The sequence below is a fragment of the Fimbriimonadaceae bacterium genome (assembly GCA_019638775.1).
In the GTDB taxonomy this organism is placed as follows: domain Bacteria; phylum Armatimonadota; class Fimbriimonadia; order Fimbriimonadales; family Fimbriimonadaceae; genus JAHBTD01.
The window spans coordinates 21966-40965 of record JAHBTD010000006.1 but is presented as its reverse complement, the minus strand read 5'-3'; the positions used below and the strand labels follow the sequence as shown (position 1 = coordinate 40965).

The 19000-nt window shown below is 56.1% G+C and carries 21 protein-coding genes and 1 pseudogene; 7 read left to right on the top strand and 15 right to left on the bottom strand.

Translation table 11 applies throughout. The features are described 5' to 3' along the window. Window positions 1–141 precede the first annotated feature (141 nt). The gene (locus KF784_16160; protein MBX3120593.1) at window positions 142–411 is read right to left on the bottom strand and encodes a type II toxin-antitoxin system RelE/ParE family toxin; all 270 of its coding nucleotides are present in this window, start codon (window positions 409–411) and stop codon (window positions 142–144) included. Continuing rightward, window positions 395–607 (bottom strand): TraY domain-containing protein, encoded by a 213-nt coding sequence (locus tag KF784_16155; GenBank protein ID MBX3120592.1) that lies wholly within the window; start codon window positions 605–607, stop codon window positions 395–397. Before KF784_16155 ends, KF784_16160 begins: the two co-directional genes overlap by 17 nt. Window positions 608–788: 181 nt before the next feature. Between KF784_16155 and KF784_16150 the strand changes: the two genes are divergently transcribed. Continuing rightward, entirely contained in the window at window positions 789–1736 is a 948-nt protein-coding gene (locus tag KF784_16150; GenBank protein ID MBX3120591.1) for a tyrosine-type recombinase/integrase, read from the top strand. Between the two features lie 844 nt (window positions 1737–2580). Here KF784_16150 and KF784_16145 read toward each other — a convergent pair. The 4 genes from KF784_16145 to KF784_16130 all read right to left on the bottom strand — a co-directional run bounded on the left by KF784_16145 (window position 2581) and on the right by KF784_16130 (window position 5130). Beyond that, a complete protein-coding gene (locus tag KF784_16145) occupies window positions 2581–3123 on the bottom strand; it encodes an SDR family oxidoreductase (protein MBX3120590.1) in 543 nt (180 codons plus the stop codon). A gap of 91 nt (window positions 3124–3214) precedes the next feature. Beyond that, on the bottom strand, window positions 3215–3667 hold the full coding sequence (locus KF784_16140; GenBank protein ID MBX3120589.1) for an AAC(3)-I family aminoglycoside N-acetyltransferase: 453 nt from the start codon (window positions 3665–3667) through the stop codon (window positions 3215–3217). 40 nt (window positions 3668–3707) lie between these two features. Continuing rightward, on the bottom strand, window positions 3708–4268 hold the full coding sequence (locus KF784_16135; GenBank protein ID MBX3120588.1) for a PLP-dependent aminotransferase family protein: 561 nt from the start codon (window positions 4266–4268) through the stop codon (window positions 3708–3710). Further along, window positions 4231–5130: an aminotransferase class I/II-fold pyridoxal phosphate-dependent enzyme gene (locus KF784_16130; GenBank protein MBX3120587.1), complete on the bottom strand. Its 900-nt coding sequence runs from the start codon at window positions 5128–5130 to the stop codon at window positions 4231–4233. The genes KF784_16135 and KF784_16130 overlap by 38 nt, the downstream gene beginning before the upstream one ends. A gap of 86 nt (window positions 5131–5216) precedes the next feature. On the opposite strand from KF784_16130, the gene KF784_16125 reads away from it, so the two are divergent. Next, entirely contained in the window at window positions 5217–6080 is an 864-nt protein-coding gene (locus KF784_16125) for a DMT family transporter (GenBank protein MBX3120586.1), read from the top strand. 105 nt (window positions 6081–6185) lie between these two features. Here the strand turns inward: KF784_16125 and KF784_16120 are convergent, their stop codons facing one another. The 5 genes from KF784_16120 to KF784_16100 form a co-directional block, all read right to left on the bottom strand. Continuing rightward, window positions 6186–6779 (bottom strand): aminoglycoside 3'-phosphotransferase, encoded by a 594-nt coding sequence (locus KF784_16120; protein MBX3120585.1) that lies wholly within the window; start codon window positions 6777–6779, stop codon window positions 6186–6188. 158 nt (window positions 6780–6937) lie between these two features. Further along, window positions 6938–7303, bottom strand: coding sequence for a VOC family protein (locus KF784_16115; GenBank protein ID MBX3120584.1), 366 nt, complete (start codon window positions 7301–7303; stop codon window positions 6938–6940). A gap of 66 nt (window positions 7304–7369) precedes the next feature. After that, a complete protein-coding gene (locus KF784_16110) occupies window positions 7370–7753 on the bottom strand; it encodes a hypothetical protein (protein MBX3120583.1) in 384 nt (127 codons plus the stop codon). A gap of 37 nt (window positions 7754–7790) precedes the next feature. Beyond that, complete coding sequence (locus tag KF784_16105; GenBank protein MBX3120582.1) at window positions 7791–7940, bottom strand: hypothetical protein; 150 nt, start codon at window positions 7938–7940, stop codon at window positions 7791–7793. Window positions 7941–7946: 6 nt separating this feature from the next. Further along, window positions 7947–8309 (bottom strand): VOC family protein, encoded by a 363-nt coding sequence (locus KF784_16100; GenBank protein MBX3120581.1) that lies wholly within the window; start codon window positions 8307–8309, stop codon window positions 7947–7949. A 65-nt stretch (window positions 8310–8374) separates the two neighbouring features. On the opposite strand from KF784_16100, the pseudogene KF784_16095 reads away from it, so the two are divergent. The 4 genes and pseudogenes from KF784_16095 (at window position 8375) to traF (ending at window position 13047) form a co-directional block, all read left to right on the top strand. Then, a pseudogene (locus KF784_16095) lies at window positions 8375–9537 on the top strand (IS3 family transposase). A gap of 983 nt (window positions 9538–10520) precedes the next feature. After that, entirely contained in the window at window positions 10521–10850 is a 330-nt protein-coding gene (locus tag KF784_16090) for a hypothetical protein (GenBank protein ID MBX3120580.1), read from the top strand. A 91-nt stretch (window positions 10851–10941) separates the two neighbouring features. Next, window positions 10942–12087 (top strand): beta-propeller fold lactonase family protein, encoded by a 1146-nt coding sequence (locus KF784_16085; protein ID MBX3120579.1) that lies wholly within the window; start codon window positions 10942–10944, stop codon window positions 12085–12087. A 594-nt stretch (window positions 12088–12681) separates the two neighbouring features. Continuing rightward, window positions 12682–13047 (top strand): conjugative transfer signal peptidase TraF, encoded by a 366-nt coding sequence (gene traF / locus KF784_16080; GenBank protein MBX3120578.1) that lies wholly within the window; start codon window positions 12682–12684, stop codon window positions 13045–13047. A 513-nt stretch (window positions 13048–13560) separates the two neighbouring features. On the opposite strand, the gene KF784_16075 is transcribed toward traF, so the two are convergent. Next, a complete protein-coding gene (locus KF784_16075) occupies window positions 13561–13776 on the bottom strand; it encodes a hypothetical protein (protein MBX3120577.1) in 216 nt (71 codons plus the stop codon). A gap of 542 nt (window positions 13777–14318) precedes the next feature. On the opposite strand from KF784_16075, the gene KF784_16070 reads away from it, so the two are divergent. Further along, window positions 14319–15404 carry an IS630 family transposase gene (locus KF784_16070; protein ID MBX3120576.1) on the top strand — a complete coding sequence of 362 codons (1086 nt, stop codon included), beginning with the start codon at window positions 14319–14321 and terminating at the stop codon, window positions 15402–15404. A 1416-nt stretch (window positions 15405–16820) separates the two neighbouring features. Here KF784_16070 and KF784_16065 read toward each other — a convergent pair. The 3 genes from KF784_16065 to KF784_16055 all read right to left on the bottom strand — a co-directional run bounded on the left by KF784_16065 (window position 16821) and on the right by KF784_16055 (window position 18905). After that, window positions 16821–17249 (bottom strand): VOC family protein, encoded by a 429-nt coding sequence (locus KF784_16065; GenBank protein MBX3120575.1) that lies wholly within the window; start codon window positions 17247–17249, stop codon window positions 16821–16823. 81 nt (window positions 17250–17330) lie between these two features. Then, entirely contained in the window at window positions 17331–17627 is a 297-nt protein-coding gene (locus KF784_16060) for a MoaD/ThiS family protein (protein ID MBX3120574.1), read from the bottom strand. 93 nt (window positions 17628–17720) lie between these two features. Then, the gene (locus KF784_16055) at window positions 17721–18905 is read right to left on the bottom strand and encodes a hypothetical protein (GenBank protein MBX3120573.1); all 1185 of its coding nucleotides are present in this window, start codon (window positions 18903–18905) and stop codon (window positions 17721–17723) included. Window positions 18906–19000: the final 95 nt, after the last annotated feature.

Genomic DNA, 19000 nt, shown 5'->3' with positions numbered 1-19000 from the left:
AACGCGGCTTGTTCCAAGATTCGCCATTGTTCACGTTTCAACAGATCATAGAGATATCCACTGCGATTCGTGCCGCCCATGGGTTCACCCTCGATTCATGTCGAGCCCGTGTCGTCGAAAATCAACAGGGCGCTCATAGATTCAGTCTTCATACACCGTGCTCCGATGGGCCACCCGCACTACCAAGACCACCATTCTGTTATCTTCGATCCGGCAGATGGCTCGATAATCGCCGATCCGATAGCGCCACAGACCCGCGAACGAGGCTTTCAAAGGTTTACCAAACACGCGGGGATCGTCAGTGGGCGCAATTCGATCATCGAAATAATCCAGAATGGCCTGTTGAGCCTGCCGGTCGAGCCGCTTCAGATCTTTGAGCACGCGCCGGTCATACTCAATGGTCCAGGCCAAGTTCCTGCCTCATCTCGTCGGAGCTGAGTCGGGGCCCTGGAGTTTCTAATCGCTGTTCCGCGATATACCGATCCTCCAACTCGTCGAGATGCTCTTCTAATAGGAGTCGGATGTAATAGGTCTTGGTCCGGCCTGTCCCTTCGGCAAGCTGCTCTAAGCGGTCTTCCAGTTTTTTCCCCAATCGTAAGGAGACCATCACACCTCCGTAGCACATGTGGTACGTGTAGGAAGTGTATGACACATGAGGATCTGTGTCAACTATGACATGGAGTGACTCTTACATATCATTGTTTCAATTGACATAACTAAAAAGAAAGGTATGATAAAGGACGTTATCATACTCTACTATTCGGTAGGGGACAGCTAAGAGAAACCACATGCAGCTAGTAATACCGGGAACCAGGAAACTCCCCGCCCTTTTCACTCCGACGCCCAACGCGACCAAACGGTTCGTCGAATTCTTTACCGCCAACATTCGAAACCCGAACACACGCAAGGCCTACACCTGGGCGGTCGCAGAATTTGCCGCCTGGTGCGAACGGCATGGACTCCTCTCCTTGCCCGCCATTGAGCCGGTGCATGTGGCGACCTATATTGAGACGCTTCAGGACCGCCTGTCAGCTCCATCGATCAAGCAACATCTGGCGGCCATTCGCATGCTGTTCGATTGGTTGGTGGTCGGTCAGGTGCTCCCCTCCAATCCGGCGAGCTCCGTGCGGGGGCCCAAGTACTCGACGAAGAAAGGCAAGACGCCGGTGCTCATGGCCGACGAAGCCCGAATGCTGATCGAGGCCATTGACGTGAGCACAATCGTTGGATTACGCGACCGGGCCTTGATTGGATTGATGGTCTATACGTTTGCACGGATTGGCGCAGCCCTGTCGATGCAGGTGGAGGATGTCTATATCCAAGGTCGTCGGACCTGGGTGCGACTGCATGAAAAAGGCGGCAAGCTCCATGCAATGCCCTGCCATCACAATCTTGATGAGTACCTTCATGCCTACCTCAAGACGGCCCAGTTGACCGAGGGCACCAGCCCGCTCTTTCGCACAATGCACGGCCGGACGGGGCAGCTCTCCGACAAACCGATGACGCAAGTGGATGCCTACCGCATGATTCGCCGCCGCGCCACCGAAGTCGGCATTCGCACGAAGATCGGCAACCATTCGTTCCGCGCGACCGGGATTACCGAATATCTCCGCAATGGCGGGAAGCTGGAAATTGCTCAGCAGATGGCCAACCATGAAAGTGCCCGTACGACGGGCCTCTATGATCGACGTACTGATCAGGTCTCGTTGGATGAAGTCGAGCGGATTGTGATTTGAAGAGCACTGTGACCGGAATCGGTTGTCATGATGAGGCACCCTTGGCCCAACGAGTCTGACGCGTACATTCGCAACAACCGTGCGTTCACCCCGACTTTGGGGAACGCCATCAGTACAGCGTTCCTCGAATCGACTATGCGCCACGTGATCAGCCCGCATTTTGTGAAGCAGCAGATGCACTGGACGCGGGGCGTATCTCATCCTGCAGACACGGACCAGGGTCCTGAATAACAAACTGAAAGGAGTCTTTCGGCGCTGGTACCGTTGTTCCGAGTCCACGCGAATGCGGCGTGACCCCCCCGAGTTCCTGCTGCTAACCCCATTGGGCGAGTGGTCGAGGAACTCCGTGTCGAAGGACATGTGCTGGACGAAGCGACGCTCGCGACGCCGCTGGTCCACAAACACGTAAATCCGTATGGACGCTACCATTTTGATGTGGACCGCGTGCGGCAGACGCTCGATCCCGTGGCTCAGGGAGCTTAATTCGGTGAAGGGACATTGTGACTCGGTGTTCAGGGGACTTTTCAGTTCGGGGCTTTGAGGATGTATAGCATCGGCGCTGACACCGCCAGACTAGATCAGCTACCGCGCAAGAGCACTTCTCAGGAGGATGAGGCCTCCCCCTAGGAGGATGCCCAATTCTAGGCCGGCGACCTACGCACTCATTTTGTACACAAACCACCCACCGAGGATGATTAGAACCGATTGTACACGTACCACCCACCGAGGATGATTACAATATACACCACTGCGTACAGCGGAATAATATCCATAACCGCTCCTTAAAGACCTTCGAAACATCACCTGGATACCACAAGTCTCCTCGTGCTTGATCGTCTATCGCTTATGCGGCCGTCACACCGCCATCCACCGACAGGATGCTCCCGGTTGTCCAGCCCGACTCCTCGGATACAAAATAAACTGTCGCTTCGGCAACCTCCGCCGGCTGCCCGAGCCGACCCATTGGGTGGACGCCTTCGAACCAGGCTTTAATCTGTGGATCCTTCACCATGTTTGCGATAGGTGGGGTCACAACGCCAGCTGGACAGATACAGTTACAACGGATGTTTTGCTTAGCGTAGTGCACAGCCACTGTCTTGGTGAGCATGATCACACCCGCCTTAGCCGCTTGATACGCATGAGCCTCAAAGCCAGGCATGGCCTTGAGCCCGGCGACTGTGGAGATATTCAGGATCGAGCCGCCGCCCTGCTGAAGCATCCGAGGAATTACCGCACGAATGAATCGAAACGTCCCCTTCATAAACACGTCAAAGGTCTCATCCCAAATCTGATCAGTGGTCTCGTGAAGTCGCGCCGTATAGAACAAATTGCCCGCATTGTTGACCAGAATATCGAGACGACCAAAGGTCCCGACAGTCGTTGCCACCGCTTCGCGACACGTAGCAACCCTAAGACTTAGACAAAGACTCCACGCGCAAATAATTGAAGCGGGCACCTATTGTTTACGCCCATTGCCGTCAGTCACTGGTTATGTCGAAGTGCAGCACGTCTTCCCGAATTCCCAGTTTTGTATAGAGCGCGATGGCTGGATCGTCGCCGACGTCGGCCTGGACGAACATGACGTAGGCTCCTCGTGTTGCGGCGATCTTCTTCAGCTCATTCACTAAAGCCGTCGCAACACCCCTTCGTCTGTGAGTTTCGGCGACCGCCAAATCATAGATGTAGATCTCACTCCGCTGCCGCTCGAACTTTCTCAGTTCATAGGCTGCGATACCGCCGATAACCGTAGCGTCTTCCATCGCTGCGACGGCAATGAAGGAATCGCTCCCGAGCAATCGCTCAAGATAGACGGCATTTGGCTGGTTGCTACAATACGTATCGACTTCGTCGAACGCCTCGCCGAAGGTCCGTAACAAAGCATACATCAGATCGACGTCATCAGCCGTAAGCCGGCGAATGCGCAAAGGCATCGGGGATCTCCTGAACTGCATCATACGTTGCGATCGGTTTCTAATTTAATGCCACTTTCAGCACCTTGAAAATTCGCTCGTCCTCCGACTGCGCTACATTGAAACGTAAGAAGCCGTTGGCAGTTTGAGAGAGGCTGAATGCGTTGCCGGGAGCCAGAACAACGTCGGCCGTTAAGGCGCTGCGGGCTATATCCGCCGCATCGATGCCCTTTGGGAGGCTGCACCAGAGAAACATTCCCGCCTGCTGCTCTATCCATGGCGTGATGCCGATCGCCTTCAGCCGGGTGATGGTTTCGCCCATGGCGCGTGAAAGCCGCGCGCGAACCGTATCCATATGCTTCCGATAGCTGCCGTCCTTCAGAAGCGCCAGCACCAGTTCGGCTGAAAACCGTCCGCTGCCGAAGGACGTGGCGATCTTGAGGTCCGTCAATCCTTCGATCCAATCGCGCGGCGCGGCGATGAAGCCGCAGCGCACCGACGCCGAAAGCGATTTGGAAAAACTTCCGATATGAATGACCCGGTTGAGACCGTCAAAGGCGGCCAATCTTGGGGCGGGCGTGTGCTCAAAATCGGCGAAGATGTCGTCCTCGACGATGATCACCCCCGACTGGTCTGCGATCTTCAGCAGTCGGTGCGCGATGACGGGGGAGAGGATCGCGCCGGTCGGATTGTGAAGGGCGGAATTCGTGATGTACAGGCGCGGTCAATGTTCGGCTAACGCCTGTGCAAAGAGATCGATGTCCGGTCCGGACGGTGTATAGGGGACGCCGACAACCTTGGCCCCTATGAACGCGCAGCAGAGCATGAAAGTTGAAGTAGCAGGGATCATCCACCAGCACCGTATCGCCAGGTTGGAGCAGAAAGCGGCACAGAAGATCGATCGCCTGCGTGCCGGATTCCATCAGCATGATGTGTTCGGGGGACACTTCTATGCCGTGCTCACCCAAACGTCGGGCGAGGAGCTGGCGCAGGAGCGGCAATCCGAGCGGCGTTCCATAATCGGTGAGTGTGGCGTCATCCGAACGTGCCAACGTCCGGAGCGCTCGGCGCAAGGCTGTCTCAGGCATCCATGATGCCGGCAGCCAACCACAACCAGGTTTCAGAATGTTATCGCCGGCTTCCAACGACTGGCGTGAAATCCAGAGTGGATCGACTGCGCGGTCGAGCTGAGGACCGATCTCCGCCAATGACAGTGGGGCGAGCGGTGCTATGACATAGAACCCCGAGCCTGGACGGGAGCGAATAATGCCTTCGGCAGCAAGACGCTCATAAGCTTCGACGATCGTGGATTTTGAAACCTGCATGGTCTTGGCGAAGGCGCGGACTGACGGCAACTGTGCTCCAGGTGTCAAGGTTCGCCCGGCAATTCTCTGCTTGATGGTCGCCATGACGTTACCGATCAGCATGGTGCCCTCCTCATTTCTTACCGATTGACTCTCCATCTGTACTGCTCCTATCGCCATGACAGTTTTGTAGAATTGTATCCGACCGTCTCTGGAACCGCCATGCCTTCGGTCCTATACAAGACGAACACGAACGGAGGCTGTGAATGGACAAGACCGTGAGCGGCTGGGTCAACGGGTTTCTTGGCGTATTGATTTTCAGCGGTTCGCTACCGGCCACACGGGTAGCGGTGATGGATTTCGATCCTGTCTTCCTGACCGTCGCGCGGGCGACCATCGCCGGGCTGTTGGGAGTTGCGCTCCTGATGACATTCCGCGAAAAGCGTCCGGCGCGCAGTGACCTGCGCTCGCTGGGCATCGTGGCGTTCGGTGTCGTGGTGGGCTTTCCTCTGCTGTCGGCGCTGGCGCTCACACATATCACGTCCGCCCATTCCATTGTCTTCATCGGTCTCTTGCCGCTCGCAACGGCGATCTTCGGTGTGCTGCGCGGTGGTGAGCGTCCACGCCCGGCCTTTTGGCTGTTCTCGTGCCCGGGCAGCGTGCTCGTAGTCGGCTTCATGACGACACAAGACTTTTCAGTCTCGCCGGTCGGAGATTTCCTAATGCTGACAGCGATTGTCGTCTGCGGGCTGGGCTACGCGGAAGGCGCCGGACTGTCTCGCAAACTTGGGGGCTGGCAGGTGATCTCCTGGGCGCTCGTGTTGTCGTTGCCGATCATGCTGGTGTCGGCAATCATCACCGCGCCGTCTACTTTTATGGGAATAGGCTGGCCCGCGTGGATCGGCCTCGTCTATGTCTCGTTGTTCAGCATGCTGATCGGGTTTGTGTTCTGGTATCGCGGGCTGGCGCAAGGCGGCATCGCCGCCGTAGGACAATTACAACTCTTCCAACCGTTCTTCGGCTTCGGATTGGCGGCAACGCTGCTGCATGAGCAGATCAGTCCCGTTATGATCGCTGTGACGATTGCTCTCGTCTTATGCGTCGTCGGTGCGAAGAAGTTTGCGCAATAAAGGGTCAATGTGAAAACAAGCTGCCTAATTTCCTGTTCATCGCTCTGCATACACACCCCCTTTGGCGCACTGACGACATTCACCGGCTGTATCGAATGCACAGTGTTAGTGTCTCATCCTATCTTCATTGTCCCAGAGCAATCGATAGAACGAGATCCGCTCCTCGTCGCGCTCGATGCCGTACACCTTGAAGAACTCGTCTTCCCAACCCGGTCCGAAGTTGTACTCGAGGCTCCGGCTTGCAATAGCCAAGTCGGCCCAACGGTCCGCGACACCAAGCGAGCCGAGATCGACGTGACCGGCCGGACTTCCGTCCGGCGCAATGATTGTATTTGGTGAACAGGCGTCACCATGACAAACCACGAGACGGTCAATGGGCGGCCCACTCAAACCTTCGCCCTGAATGCAGTGATTTCTTCGAGCTTCAACCGACCAATGAAAGGGGCAGTCGGCAACAGGGAGCTTGTCATGCAACATGCAAAGCCCTCGCGCAATCGCACGAACCGCATCAAGCGGTCGCATGCGCCATGGCTCCATGACTGCTCCTTCGCCGGGTAGCGCGGCAGTAACCAGCCATTGCGCCTTATCATCGGCTCCCCAGTTGAGCACTTTCGGTACTGGATGCCAACGGATTGCCCACTCTAGCCTAAGCCGCTCTTGTTCAAGATCGAGTCCTGTGGTGCGCGGATTCCATTTCACGAAGTGATTTCCAGCACGAAAGGTTAGCCCCCCACGTTCGTTTGTCCAGACTAACTGCGGTTCGTGATTGCTGGAAAATCGGCGGACAACCAAAGGAACAGGCGGATTTGTCATGGTCGGTGGCATCAGCAGTAACATTTCATGCTAGCGCACCTTTGCTAGGTACTGACGGCATTGGTAAACGTCAATCTATTACCGAAGGGATCAGTCACTGACATATCCCTGCCCCATGGCATTTCTTCTATTCGCGGTCTGGCGTATTTGTGGTTCTTTGCCAGCAGAGCCTTTTGGAATGCCTCCAGGTCGTTTGTTTCAATCCTCATCGCGGCACCTGGACAACAGTCTCCATGATGCTCTGATAAATGAAGGGTGCAGTCATCCTGTGAGATTTGCATATAAAGAGGTAAGCCCTCTTCAAAACGATGTTCCCAATCGATTCTGAAGCCTAGGAAATTGATGTAGAACTCCTTCGCTTTCTCTTCGTCGAATATCCGGAGGATCGGTTTCGTTTTTCCAAGACCCATAGTAACCTCCATAGCTCCAACGGACCGGCAAAACTCATATCAAGGACTGCTGGTCCACCTCTAGGCTCAATTGCTGACCAAGACGGCTCCCCATGACATGAGAAGTACTCCAATCGCCGAACGACGCATGCACTTTGCCCTCCATCTCGTATGGTCAGCGGCAATGGCCTGCGGAGTGTCATGCAGCGACGACGGAGAAAATATAAGCAAGCTGCCTTTTGCCAGGAACGCCAGACTGAGGATCACCGCGATCCAATCGCTGATACCGGTCAGGGAAATACCTGCGATGAGACAGAGCAAGCCCCACACGAACATCAACGCGCCAATGGCTTGAAGACGCCATGGAGCTTTTTGTCGAGACGATCGCTCCACGATAGAGTAAGCCTGCGGCTTGAACAGGCCCGTGCCGGCTTCGATGAGAAACAGCGTGCCGGAACCGAACAACGCCATAGCGAGCACAAGCGGTTACGTCCTTTTTTCCACCGATTTACTTGGGAGCATAATGGGCCAGCACACGAGTGATAAGTCTTTGGTCATCGAGCTCCATCGTCTCGGCGGCCATCAGATTGTTGACGTACCGGAGAGACCGTTCCAAATCATCAACACCGATGGTGGTGAGCGTAATCCGCGGCTTCATGTGAAGTCATGAAAGAGAGTCCGGCTGTTTCATAAACGCTTCGGCCCGTTTTGCCAGTTCATCGGGAGGGACATCCTCCACATGCGTGGCGAAGTGCCAGTGGTGTCCGAAGGGATCTTCCAAGCTGCCGGACCGGTCGCCGTAAAATTTGTTTTCAACCGGAGTGATCACCTTCGCGCCGGCCGCGACGGCCTGTTTCACGAACGCGTCTACGTCCCGCACGTACACCATGATGCTTACGGGCGAGCCCCCGAACGATTGAGGGCTCTTGCAATTCATCTCAGGGAATTCATCCGCCAGCATGAAGAGCGCCTGTCCGATCTTGATTTCCGCATGGCCCACGGATCCATTTGGACCTGCGATGCGCATGACTTCTATAGTGGTCCCCGATTTTGAGACACCGGTTTAAGCTATTGTCCGAGGAGGGCGATAGCATGAGTGAAAGCAAGAAGCGCAAGGTGCATCGTGCGGAATTCAAGGCGAAGGTAGGACTGGAAGCGGTCCGTGGAGCGAAGACGGTCAACGAGATTGGCCAGCAGTACGGCGTGCATCCGGTTGTGGTGGGGCAGTGGAAGAAGGAGATTCTGGATCGGGCCGGGACATTGTTTGAGGGCAAACGTGGCCCGAAGCCTGCCGCGCATGCTGACGAGGACCACCTCTTTGGGGAGATCGGTCGGTTGAAGATGGAGCTGGACTGGCTCAAAAAAAAGTCCGGACTATGAGTGCAGACGCAAGAATGGGCTGGATAGAGCGACAAGGAGCACTGGCGGTCACGCGGCAGTGCGAACTGGCGAGCGTGGCGCGGGCGAGCTGGTACGGTCGGCAAGAACGGCGCGAAGAGTCCGCAGAAGACCAGCTGCTGTGCCGACTAATTGATGAGGAATACACACGGCGGCCATTTTACGGAAGTCGGCGGATGGTGGTCTATCTATCGCGTCAGGGACACATCGTCAATCGCAAGCGGGTACAACGGCTGATGCGCTTGATGGGGCTGGCGGGCCTAGCGCCGGGGCCAACAACCAGCGCCAGGCATCCGGAGCACAAGGTCTACCCCTACCTCCTGCGGGGCATCAAGGTCACCCGGCCCAATCAGGTGTGGAGCACGGACATCACCTATATCCGGCTGGCACGAGGCTTCGTGTATCTGGTGGCGGTGATCGACTGGTATTCGCGCCGGGTACTCGCTTGGCGGATCAGCAACAGCATGGACACCTCGTTTTGCACCGACTGTTTAGAAGATGCCTTGGGGCTGTACGACAAGCCGGAGATCGTCAACACCGACCAGGGATCGCAGTTCACGAGCACGACGTTCACGGGCGTGCTCAAGCGAGATGGAATTGCCATCAGCATGGACGGACGCGGGCGGGCGCTGGACAACATCTTTGTTGAGCGGCTGTGGCGCAGCGTCAAACATGAGGATGTGTACCTGAAGGGATATGCCACGGTGGCCGAGCTGACGCGCGGTCTGGCGGAGTACTTCGCGTTCTACAACGACGAACGTCCGCACCAGTCGCTGGGCAATCGGACGCCCAATGCGGTATATGCCGATGGCGATGGCGGTGGGGCGACTATCCCAGACCGTTTTGGCGACGCGAGGGATGCTTGCCTTGCACACACGGGGCAGCGCTGTTCCGCTGCAATTGAAGCAATGGACGCAGCTTAAACTCGGGGGAATTCTGTCTTGACATCGGGGTCCAGTTTACAACTCTCTGGGAACATTTCAATGTATCTGCATCATTCATGACAAAGTTGGCAGTTTTACGAGCTATAGAGACTCAAGTAATTGGATCTCTGTGACTATCGCCAGTGTTGCTGATACTGATGGCAATGCTGGGGCGGACGTTGTTCTTGTCACAACGAACTCTTCCGGGGCATTTTGGTGTGTATGCGTGATACATGATCGGGTTGGTAGCTATTCAACATATCGGGACTCAGCGAATTGGTCCTCTGTTACTGTTCGTGCGGTGATCGATACAGACGGGACGGTGGGATCTGACATTGTGCTTCTCGCCACAAACTCGGCGGGAGCGTTCTGGTGCGTCTGCGTCATCCACGACAGAAGCGGCGGCTTTGTCACCTATCGCGATTTCTCTAACTGGGGAACCGTCTCAATCAATTCAGTTGTGGACACGAACGGGATTGTGGGTGCTGATGTAATTCTCATCTTCGCGAAGGTGGGAGGTTCTCCAGGTATAAGCATGATCCACGATCGCAGTCAAAATTGGCAAAATTACTTCTTTCCTGGAAATTTTACAGTTAGGGCCGTTCAAAATACAGACGGGCAGCCGGGCGCTGAGGTGTGTTCAAGCTTGCAGCTCGGTGGGTTTATCCGCATAACAGATCGGACTGGGTCACAACAGAATGTAACCGGGTGTCCATGAGGCTTAGGTTTCCCAGAATACTATTACGGTTTCGATGACGTTGTAGTAACAGGAGAGGCCTCGACAAGTGTTGAGCAACCTCTCCTGTTGTCATTCTGTCAATTCGTGCGAGGTGCACAATTTCTTAAGATCTTTGACGGAATTCCTATGTCGCGCTAGGCTTCATGCAGGTTGGAAAACCTTCTAGCGGAGACGGTGCATGAGGCGCGAACTAAGGATGTGGGTAATAGGTGGACTTACTCTTTATTGCATCATCACAGGATCGGGTATGTCATTCCTCAATGCCCGCGAACTAGATCAAGAAATCTATCAAATGCTCAGCCACGGCATGACAGAAGCGGAAGTGGTCGCTCGAGCTGGCCAGCCTGATCGACGCATCGACCAATTTGAACCGACACCTCTTGGCCAACGTCTGGTTAGCTATCAATACATTTGGGGTGGCGATACGGGTCAGGGAGAATGGACGACTACAGTCACTTTCTCATCTAACACGAATAAGGTGATACGTATTGATCGTGAGCGCAGATAGCGCATGGTCATGCTGGGGTCGCCGCTCACCAATGGATTTGTCCTGTGCTTCATGGTCCTACGTTCGATAAACGTTTTGCTGTGAGGGCCCAATGAAAGACATCCATTGGAACTTGTGGTACTCGATGCCGATGGTTTTCCTTCTCACCGGGTGTCCGGACGGTGGTGGCAGTGGAGGAGTTTTTGAAGGGACAGGATCAACGTCTCATGTCGTCTATACGGCCAATGGCGGTGCCAATACCCTGTCCGGGTTCATGATTGGAACGGCAGGTGCACTGACTGCCACGACCCCTGCCACGTTTTCTACTGGTGGGACCAATAGCGAATGGGTGGCAGTTTCCCCCAATGGTCAGTTTCTGTATGCCTCGAACCAGAATTCCGCAACGGTCTCTGGCTTCACGATCAATTCGACAACAGGAAACCTAAGCCCGATGGTCCCAGCCACGTTTGCCACCGGTGCAGGATCTTCCCCACGAGGAGTCACGGTCACCCCAAACAGACAGTTTCTCTACGTCGCCAATAGCGGCTCAAATACCATTGCGGCCTTCTCTATTGGCGCGGGAGGTGTGTTGACACCAACCAGCCCGGCCACCTTCCCCACGAGTGGATCGCTCGCGAGGGGCATTGCTGTGTCGCCGAATGGTCAGTTTCTCTACGCCGCGAACGCCGGCACGCACACTATTTCTGGCTTCAGTATTGGCGTAGGGGGCGCCTTGACCAGTACCTCGCCAGCAACATTCTCAGCAGGTGCTGGCTCTCCGAGCCCAGAGGGGCTTGCCATCTCACCCAACGGGTCATATCTCTATGTTGCAAATAGTGGAACGAACGCCATCGCCGTGTTTTCCATTGGAGGGGGAGGCGCGCTCACCCCAACAGTCCCACCCACTTTTTCCACCGGGGTACTAGGATCCAGCCCCCAAAGGATCGTCATTTCACCGAACGGCTCTTTCCTGTACGTCACGAACAGCGGCATGAACGAGGTGGCAGCGTTCACCATTGGAGCGGGAGGATTATTAACCCCGACGACTCCTGCGACATTTACCACAGGAGCGGCTGCGACACCTGTCGGCATCACAATAAATCCAGACGGCCAATTCCTGTATGTCGCGAATTCAGGCTCCACGGGCGTGTCTGGTTTCACCATTGGACTCGGCGGCATTCTCGCTCCAACAACTCCCGCTACGTTTTCGACCGCTCCGCATGCCCCGATTGGGATTGCCACCCCTGGCCGTCCATAGTGTTACGGTCAAGTCGACCGGCAGCCTGCCAAGGCTCATTCAAGAGAGAACCCTCGAGCGCCGACTTGGACGATGTGCACCAAGAATTCTTCCCAGAATTGCAGGTTGGCTTCAGCCAAGAGACTCATTGATGTTTTCTTGAAGGCGAGCGTTATTCACGACACACATCTCCTATCGCCTGTTCGATTCTCGCCAGAGCCATAAGCACACATATGACAATTCCCTAATCGGGCTGGGATCTCTCCCGTTTATCAAGACAGGACTGTCGCAGAACGATGCACCTGGTCAGCGGCTTGCGCGAGCGATACTGTAAGTCTACTCGTATTGGTCACCCCCAGCGCCGCGACCATGTCCATCAGCACATCCAATGAAGAGTGCGAGCTCCATCCGCGAAGGAGATCACTGATGCGTGCCTGGGTGATTTTCACGACCGACGCGGATCCTAGTTCTCATGACGCAAGGCCTAAAAAGGAAGTCCATCGGGGACAGCTCGCAATACGTAGCACCTTAGTAAATAGTAATGAGAGTCGCTCGTGAGCCCTCCGCCTACTGGTCTACTGTGGCTATGAAGTTGACTGCGCAGGCTACTGTGAGTTGTGGTGTCCTCCGGCGCGCCCTGAGTTTGACCTGGCGAAGGAGCGGGGCTACATCGGGGCGGGATTTTGTCCGGGCGGATACGGCAATATGATGAAAAAGGTCGTGGCCATCCACCACGATGTGGTAAGCGTGACGGATGAGGGGGTCATGGTTAACGGCACGCTCATCCCAGCCAGTCAGCCATTTGAGGAAGACTCAGTGGGACGACCGCTTCCACGGTTTCGTGTGACCGATCATGTACTGGCCGCCTCGGACATTTTGTTGATGTCGGACGCGAATAGCCGTTCCTTCGATGCGCGCTACTTTGGCCCCGTGCCTCGAGTACACATTCAAAGCGTCATTTATCCTGTGTTGACCTGGTAGTGAAGCAGGACGTCTCCAGCGCGAGGGCCGACGAAGACCGCTTCGAGGTCGTCCAAGCTGAACGAGTCTGCGCGCTTCCACATTTCCTCACTCGTTTTGTATGAGCGGGTGATGGTCACGTTGTAGAACGACAGCGATGTGCGATCGCAATGGTCACCCGCGTGGACCAGATAGGCGGACGTATTCTAAACAGGGGCAGGCTCCTGGCCGGTGAAGAAGTCAGGGATTGCGTTCCAGCTGTGATGCGAATCCCACGCGGGTGCAGAAGATGATGCAGCATCGGCACTATACGACGACGGAGATTTATGTCGAAGAAGTGCAAAAACTGCTCGAGGGAGCGGAAGATGCGGTGACGCAGATCTAGCGGACAGGTGGTGGAGTGGTCTCGACTCTCGATCTGGATTTTCGAGTGGATGTGTTTAATATGCGGAGATGCTCGTCCTTCTTGAGGGATAGCGCGCCGTCCCTCCCGCGACTCTCATGGCAACTTGGCCTCTGCAGTGGAAAGGGAAGCTACAGCTTGGTCGGCACGGAAGTGGCGACCGCCTCCATTCTGAATACGATCCGTGATTGTTGCGGGTTGACTCGATCAGGTAGTTCAAAAGCCTCCAGCAACACCGGTTGGCCTCGTCCCACGACGAACCGGGCTACGGTGAGCCACCCCGCATCCCCTTGCGTTCGGCGACGTTCGAGCCCCTGTCTTGTCTGGTGGAAGAGGCGAACGATCATCGGCTGGAGTGAATAGTCCGTAGCCTCTCCTCTCTCCTCTTGACTGAGTCTCTTGAGAAAATCCTGCGCTGCCCCATTGGAATACACCTTCTAAGGCACACGCTCTCCTTTCACTCCTAGAGGGCCGCTCAGGGGTCGTCCCGTAGGGTACAGACGTCAAGGCTTCTATTTAAATGGGCCGACTTCGATCGAGTCCAGAGCGAGACCTCAGCCGACGGCGAGGACGCCAAGACCGAGTGCCTTTGTCATCAATGCCATGAATGCGACAACGGCCGCGACTCCCATGAAGCCGAATAACACCATCTTCAGTAGATCCATGGTGCTTCTCCTTTTCAAATATCGTCGCTGCAAAGAAAAGTCGCTGGTAAAGCATTGCCTTAATAATGGAGGAGCCCTGTGCGGTGAGGAACTAGGTAATCTACTGGGCTTGAGGGCTAATCTGCTGAGATGTCGCCCCAAGAATCAACTAGTGTAGTGGGTCATAAGTGACTTGACTTATTGTCTCGCGTGAGTATCCTCTGTTCCCCAAGGAGGATCGACCCATGCGCATTGCCCCCGCCGTTCATCTGAGTGGCCCTGAATGCCAGCAACTCGAGCAGTGGGCGCGTGGACGACGAACGCCTGCGCGACTGGTGCTCCGCGCCAAGATTGTGTTGTTGGCGGCCGCGGGCCACGACAATCATCAGATTGCCGCTGCCGTGGCCACGAGCCGGCAAACCGTGGGGCTCTGGCGGCAGCGCTTCGTGACCCAGCGCGTGCTCGGCCTTGCCCAGGATGCCCCTCGCGGAGGGCGGCCCCCTAAGGCACGCCGGACTCTGACCGCGCGCATCCTGAAGACGACGACGCACACGAAACTACCTGCCGCTACCCACTGGTCCACCCGCACCTTGGCGCGACACCTGCGGACGAATCCCACGTTCGTGCAGCGGGTCTGGACCGCGCATGGGCTGCACCCCCATCGGGTCCGCGCCTTCAAGCTCAGTCAGGATCCGCACTTCCAGGAGAAATTGGAGGATGTGGTGGGGCTCTATCTCCACCCGCCAGCGCATGCGGTGGTTCTGGCCGTCGATGAGAAAAGCCAAATCCAAGCGCTCGATCGCACACAGCCTGGCCTCCCGCTGAAGAAAGGCCGGTGCGGGACGATGACCCATGACTACAAGCGCCACGGCACGACCACGCTCTTTGCCGCCCTCAACGTCGCGGAGGGCTCCTTGATCTCTGCCTGCTTGCCCCGCCATCGGCACCAGGAATGGCTGCGGTTCTTACGGCTGATTGATCGGCAGAGTCCTCAGGACAAAGCCCTGCATCTGATCGCCGATAATTATGCCACCCACAAACACCCCACGGTCCAGCGGTGGTTGACACGGCACCCCCGCATCCACATGCACTTCACCCCGACGAGTAGCTCGTGGCTTAATCTCGTGGAGCGTGTCTTTGGTGATCTGACGGCCAAACAGCTGCGGCGGGGTGTGTTCCGGAGCGTCCACGAGCTGATTGCGGCCATTGACGCGTACATGACCCAGCGCAATGCCCAGCCTAAACCGTTTGTGTGGACCAAATCCGCCCAGGAGATCCTGACAAAAGTAAATCGAGCCAAGATCGCCCTGGATAAGACAAGAACAGCATGAATTACTACACTAGAAAAGATGCCTAACAAGGACACTCCAGCGGACGGGCTTGCCGGAGGAAAGCGAAGGCAAGCCCGCAGCTGAGCTTGGGCGTTAGACGGCAACATAGAGCGCCGAAAAATCCAATGATGAGACCTCAGTAATATACAGCCACAAGCCTCGACAGATTCATTACAACCGAAGATGATTAGCTGGCGTGGCTTTTCCCTCTCGGCGATCTGAATGATTCCAGCTATCCAGCACTCATATCGGAAGTTGAGACCTATATTGATCCAGCGAGTGCTTTGGCTATGGGGTCAGCGACCTACGAATGGAATGGATGGTGCGCAACGCAGAAAAGGTTGCTGCTGAGACTGGCTCATCGTGGCCATACACCCAGCCAGTATGACCTTCACGCCAGCCAGATACAGCCACCCTTTCACGATTGGCACAGACGTTATATCGGTGACCCACGTCTCATTCGGTCGCCTGGTGGCAAAACTCTGAGCCAACACGTTGTCCGCGACCGGCAGCGCGTGCGTCGAATCCGCGGCTGATCTCGGCTGGAAAGCCGTCCTCACGCAATTCCGCCTGGAGACGCTTCGCCCATCGGTCTGCCGCGTGCGTATATGCGCGGCCTGGATCGCCACTTCCAGGTGCGCGTTGTCCTGAGCGCGCTTCGAGGGGCGTTGCGTTCGCCAGGCAGAGTACCCACTTCGGGACACCTCCAGCACCCGACACAACACACTCAGGGGATACTGGAGACGGAGACTCCTCATGAGCACGTACCGGGCAGCTGCACCTTCGCAAAGTACGCGGTGGTAGGTTCAAGCGATCAACGCCACACCAACTGGGACACAGTGGGGTTGGAGGGTGATCGACAATGGCGAGGCGTCGGGCTGCCTCCGGAAGCGTCACCTGCTGTTCCAGGACCAGCCGTACAGCCTGCTACCGGAATTCCTTCGTATACTGCTGTCGCGGTACCTGTTTCATCTCACACCTCCAGACCTCTCATTGTAGGTTGAAGGCGTCCACTTTTTCGAGCCTAGCTCAACCGGCACTAGGACGGGATCGCGGCCTTCTGCAAGCCGGAGAACAGGGTGCCTTGGGATTCGTCGAGGGCATGAACAACAAGATCCGCGTCATGCAGCGGTGGAGCTAAGGCTTACGCGACGAGGAGTATCTGCGTCTGAAAGTTCTCACCTGCAGGCTCGACTCGATATGAAATTAGGCCAAAATCACCCACTCGGTGAGGAGAAGAACCTGTATTTGATGCCATGATGCATCCTCGAACGGTTAGATCATCAGTCTGGTTTCACAGAGTACAAAGCCAGCCTCTCTGCCGCATCAATGATGCGAGGTTGTTGATTAAACTACATCCCTGTAAAACTCTGGCCGCACACCATGAACAGCCCCGTCTCTTTTTCTTCAAGACATCTATTTTGCTTGAGCATTCATTTCCCACAAGGCGAACTCGTTGCCTTCCGTGTCCTGGCAGAGCACGAAATAGCCCATCTGTAGTACCGCTGTCTTGGGCTTGCAGATTGTCCCGCCCAGTTTCTCAACCTTAGCTGCCGAGTCATCCACTGAGGCCACAGCTACGTAGCTGGTGTTGGATTGTTCCGGATGCTTGCGCAGTATCAGTCCGCCGTCGCGCGTTCTATCACCGCTGCCCGTGTCGATATGCCAGTAGTCCTCTGCTCCAGGGAACTTCTGGATTTTCCAGCCGAACAACGAACCATAAAACTTCTTGGCACGCTGGGGATCGTCCGCAGGGATTTCAAACCAGCATATGGTCGGTGTGGTGCGCCTGCTTTTCGTGCCTTTCCGTTTTGTCCCTGACTTAGATTTGGCTCGCGCGCTCATCGGTCCCTCCTTGGTTGTTAGCTCTAGAACCCGTGTTATGAGTGTTTCCAATCAGTCACAGGTTAGACATCTCAGGTAATGTTACCCCCCTGCCATGGCCCCCACAATCAGGAACGGCTCGCTTCCTGTTACAACGGCGTCGGGCAGGGGAGTATCCGGCGGCTCATGGGAGAGATCCTGTTCGCAGGCGAAAAAGCGCACGAACACCCTGCGCTTGTGTGTGACATGATCACGGACTGTCCCCCGTAACATCGGATAGCGAGCTTCAAGCGCGTCGAGAACCGCGCGTTGCGTCACCGGACCTTTGACCTCCAGGGTCACTTCACCGCTGACGCGTGCCAGGGTCCGCAAATGAGCTGGGAGTACAACCCGAATCATTTCTTCTCTCATAAGGTTAAGGTCAAGGTTGAGGTGGGAAATATACCCGCCTCTGAGCTTTAGAACCGTAGCCTCACCCGCCCATCTTCCGCCCTATCGCAATGTCTGGACCTCGACCGACAACACCGCCGGCAAATCCCTTACAATCGGCTCCCAACTGTCCCCACCATTGGCTGATCCGTAGACCTGTCCTCCGGTCGTTCCGAAATAGATGCCGCAGGGATCGAGCTGATCGACGGTCATCGCGTCCCGCAGAATATTGACGTAGCAATTTTCTTGAGGCAGACCCTTCGTCAGCGCTTCCCATTCGTCGCCTCCCGTGCGGCTGCGATATACGCGCAGCTTGCCTTCCGGTGGATAGTGTTCGGAGTCGCTCTTGATGGGCACGACATAGACCGTGTTCGGTTCGTGGGCGTGTACTGCGATCGGAAATCCGAAATCGCTCGGCAAGTTGCCGCTGATTTCGTGCCAGGACCCGCCGGCATCATCGGTCCGCAACACGTCCCAGTGCTTCTGCATGAACAGCACATTCGGGCGTGATGGATGCATGGTGAGATTGTGCACGCAGTGGCCGACATCTGCGTCCGGATCAGGCAACTCATATTGCGATTTCAAGCCGCGGTTGATCGCCCGCCATGTTTTGCCACCGTCATCGGTTCGGAACGCGCCGGCCGCGGAGACGGCAATATAGATGCGCTGAGGATTTGTCCGGTCCAGGATGATCGTATGCAAACACATCCCTCCGGCGCCGGGCTGCCACAGACTTCCCTTCACATCGCGTAGCCCGGCAAGCTCGTGCCAGGTGCGCCCACCATCGGTCGAACGGAACAAGGCCGCGTCCTCGACTCCGGCGTAGACCGTATCAGGATCGGTCAAGGACGGCTCCAGATGCCATACCCGTTTGAATTCCCACGGGCGCTGCGAGCCGTCATAATGCTGGTGCGTCGTGAGCGGTTTCCCTGTCTCCGCAGAGGTGTCGTACAGAAACATGTTGCTCTCACCCTTCGGCATGCCGTCGGATCCCATGAGATCTTCGGGTTTGGTGCCGGGGGCGTTCCAGGTTTTCCCACCGTCATCCGAGCGTTGAATGACTTGTCCGAACCAGCTGCTGGTTTGTGAAGCATACAGCCGGTTCGGATCCGCCGGTGAGCCCTTGATGTGGTACAGCTCCCATCCTCCAAAGTGCGGCCCTTGCACGTCCCACCGCTTGCGAGCGCCGTCGGATGTGAGAATGAATGCACCCTTGCGGGTGCCGACCAGTACTCGAACACTGCTCATTGCATGACTCCTTTCTTCGATGACCGGTTTTCGACGGTTGTCTCTCGCAAGCTAGTCGTCCGACCGCAAGAAAATCGACAGCGGCGTGAAAGGCG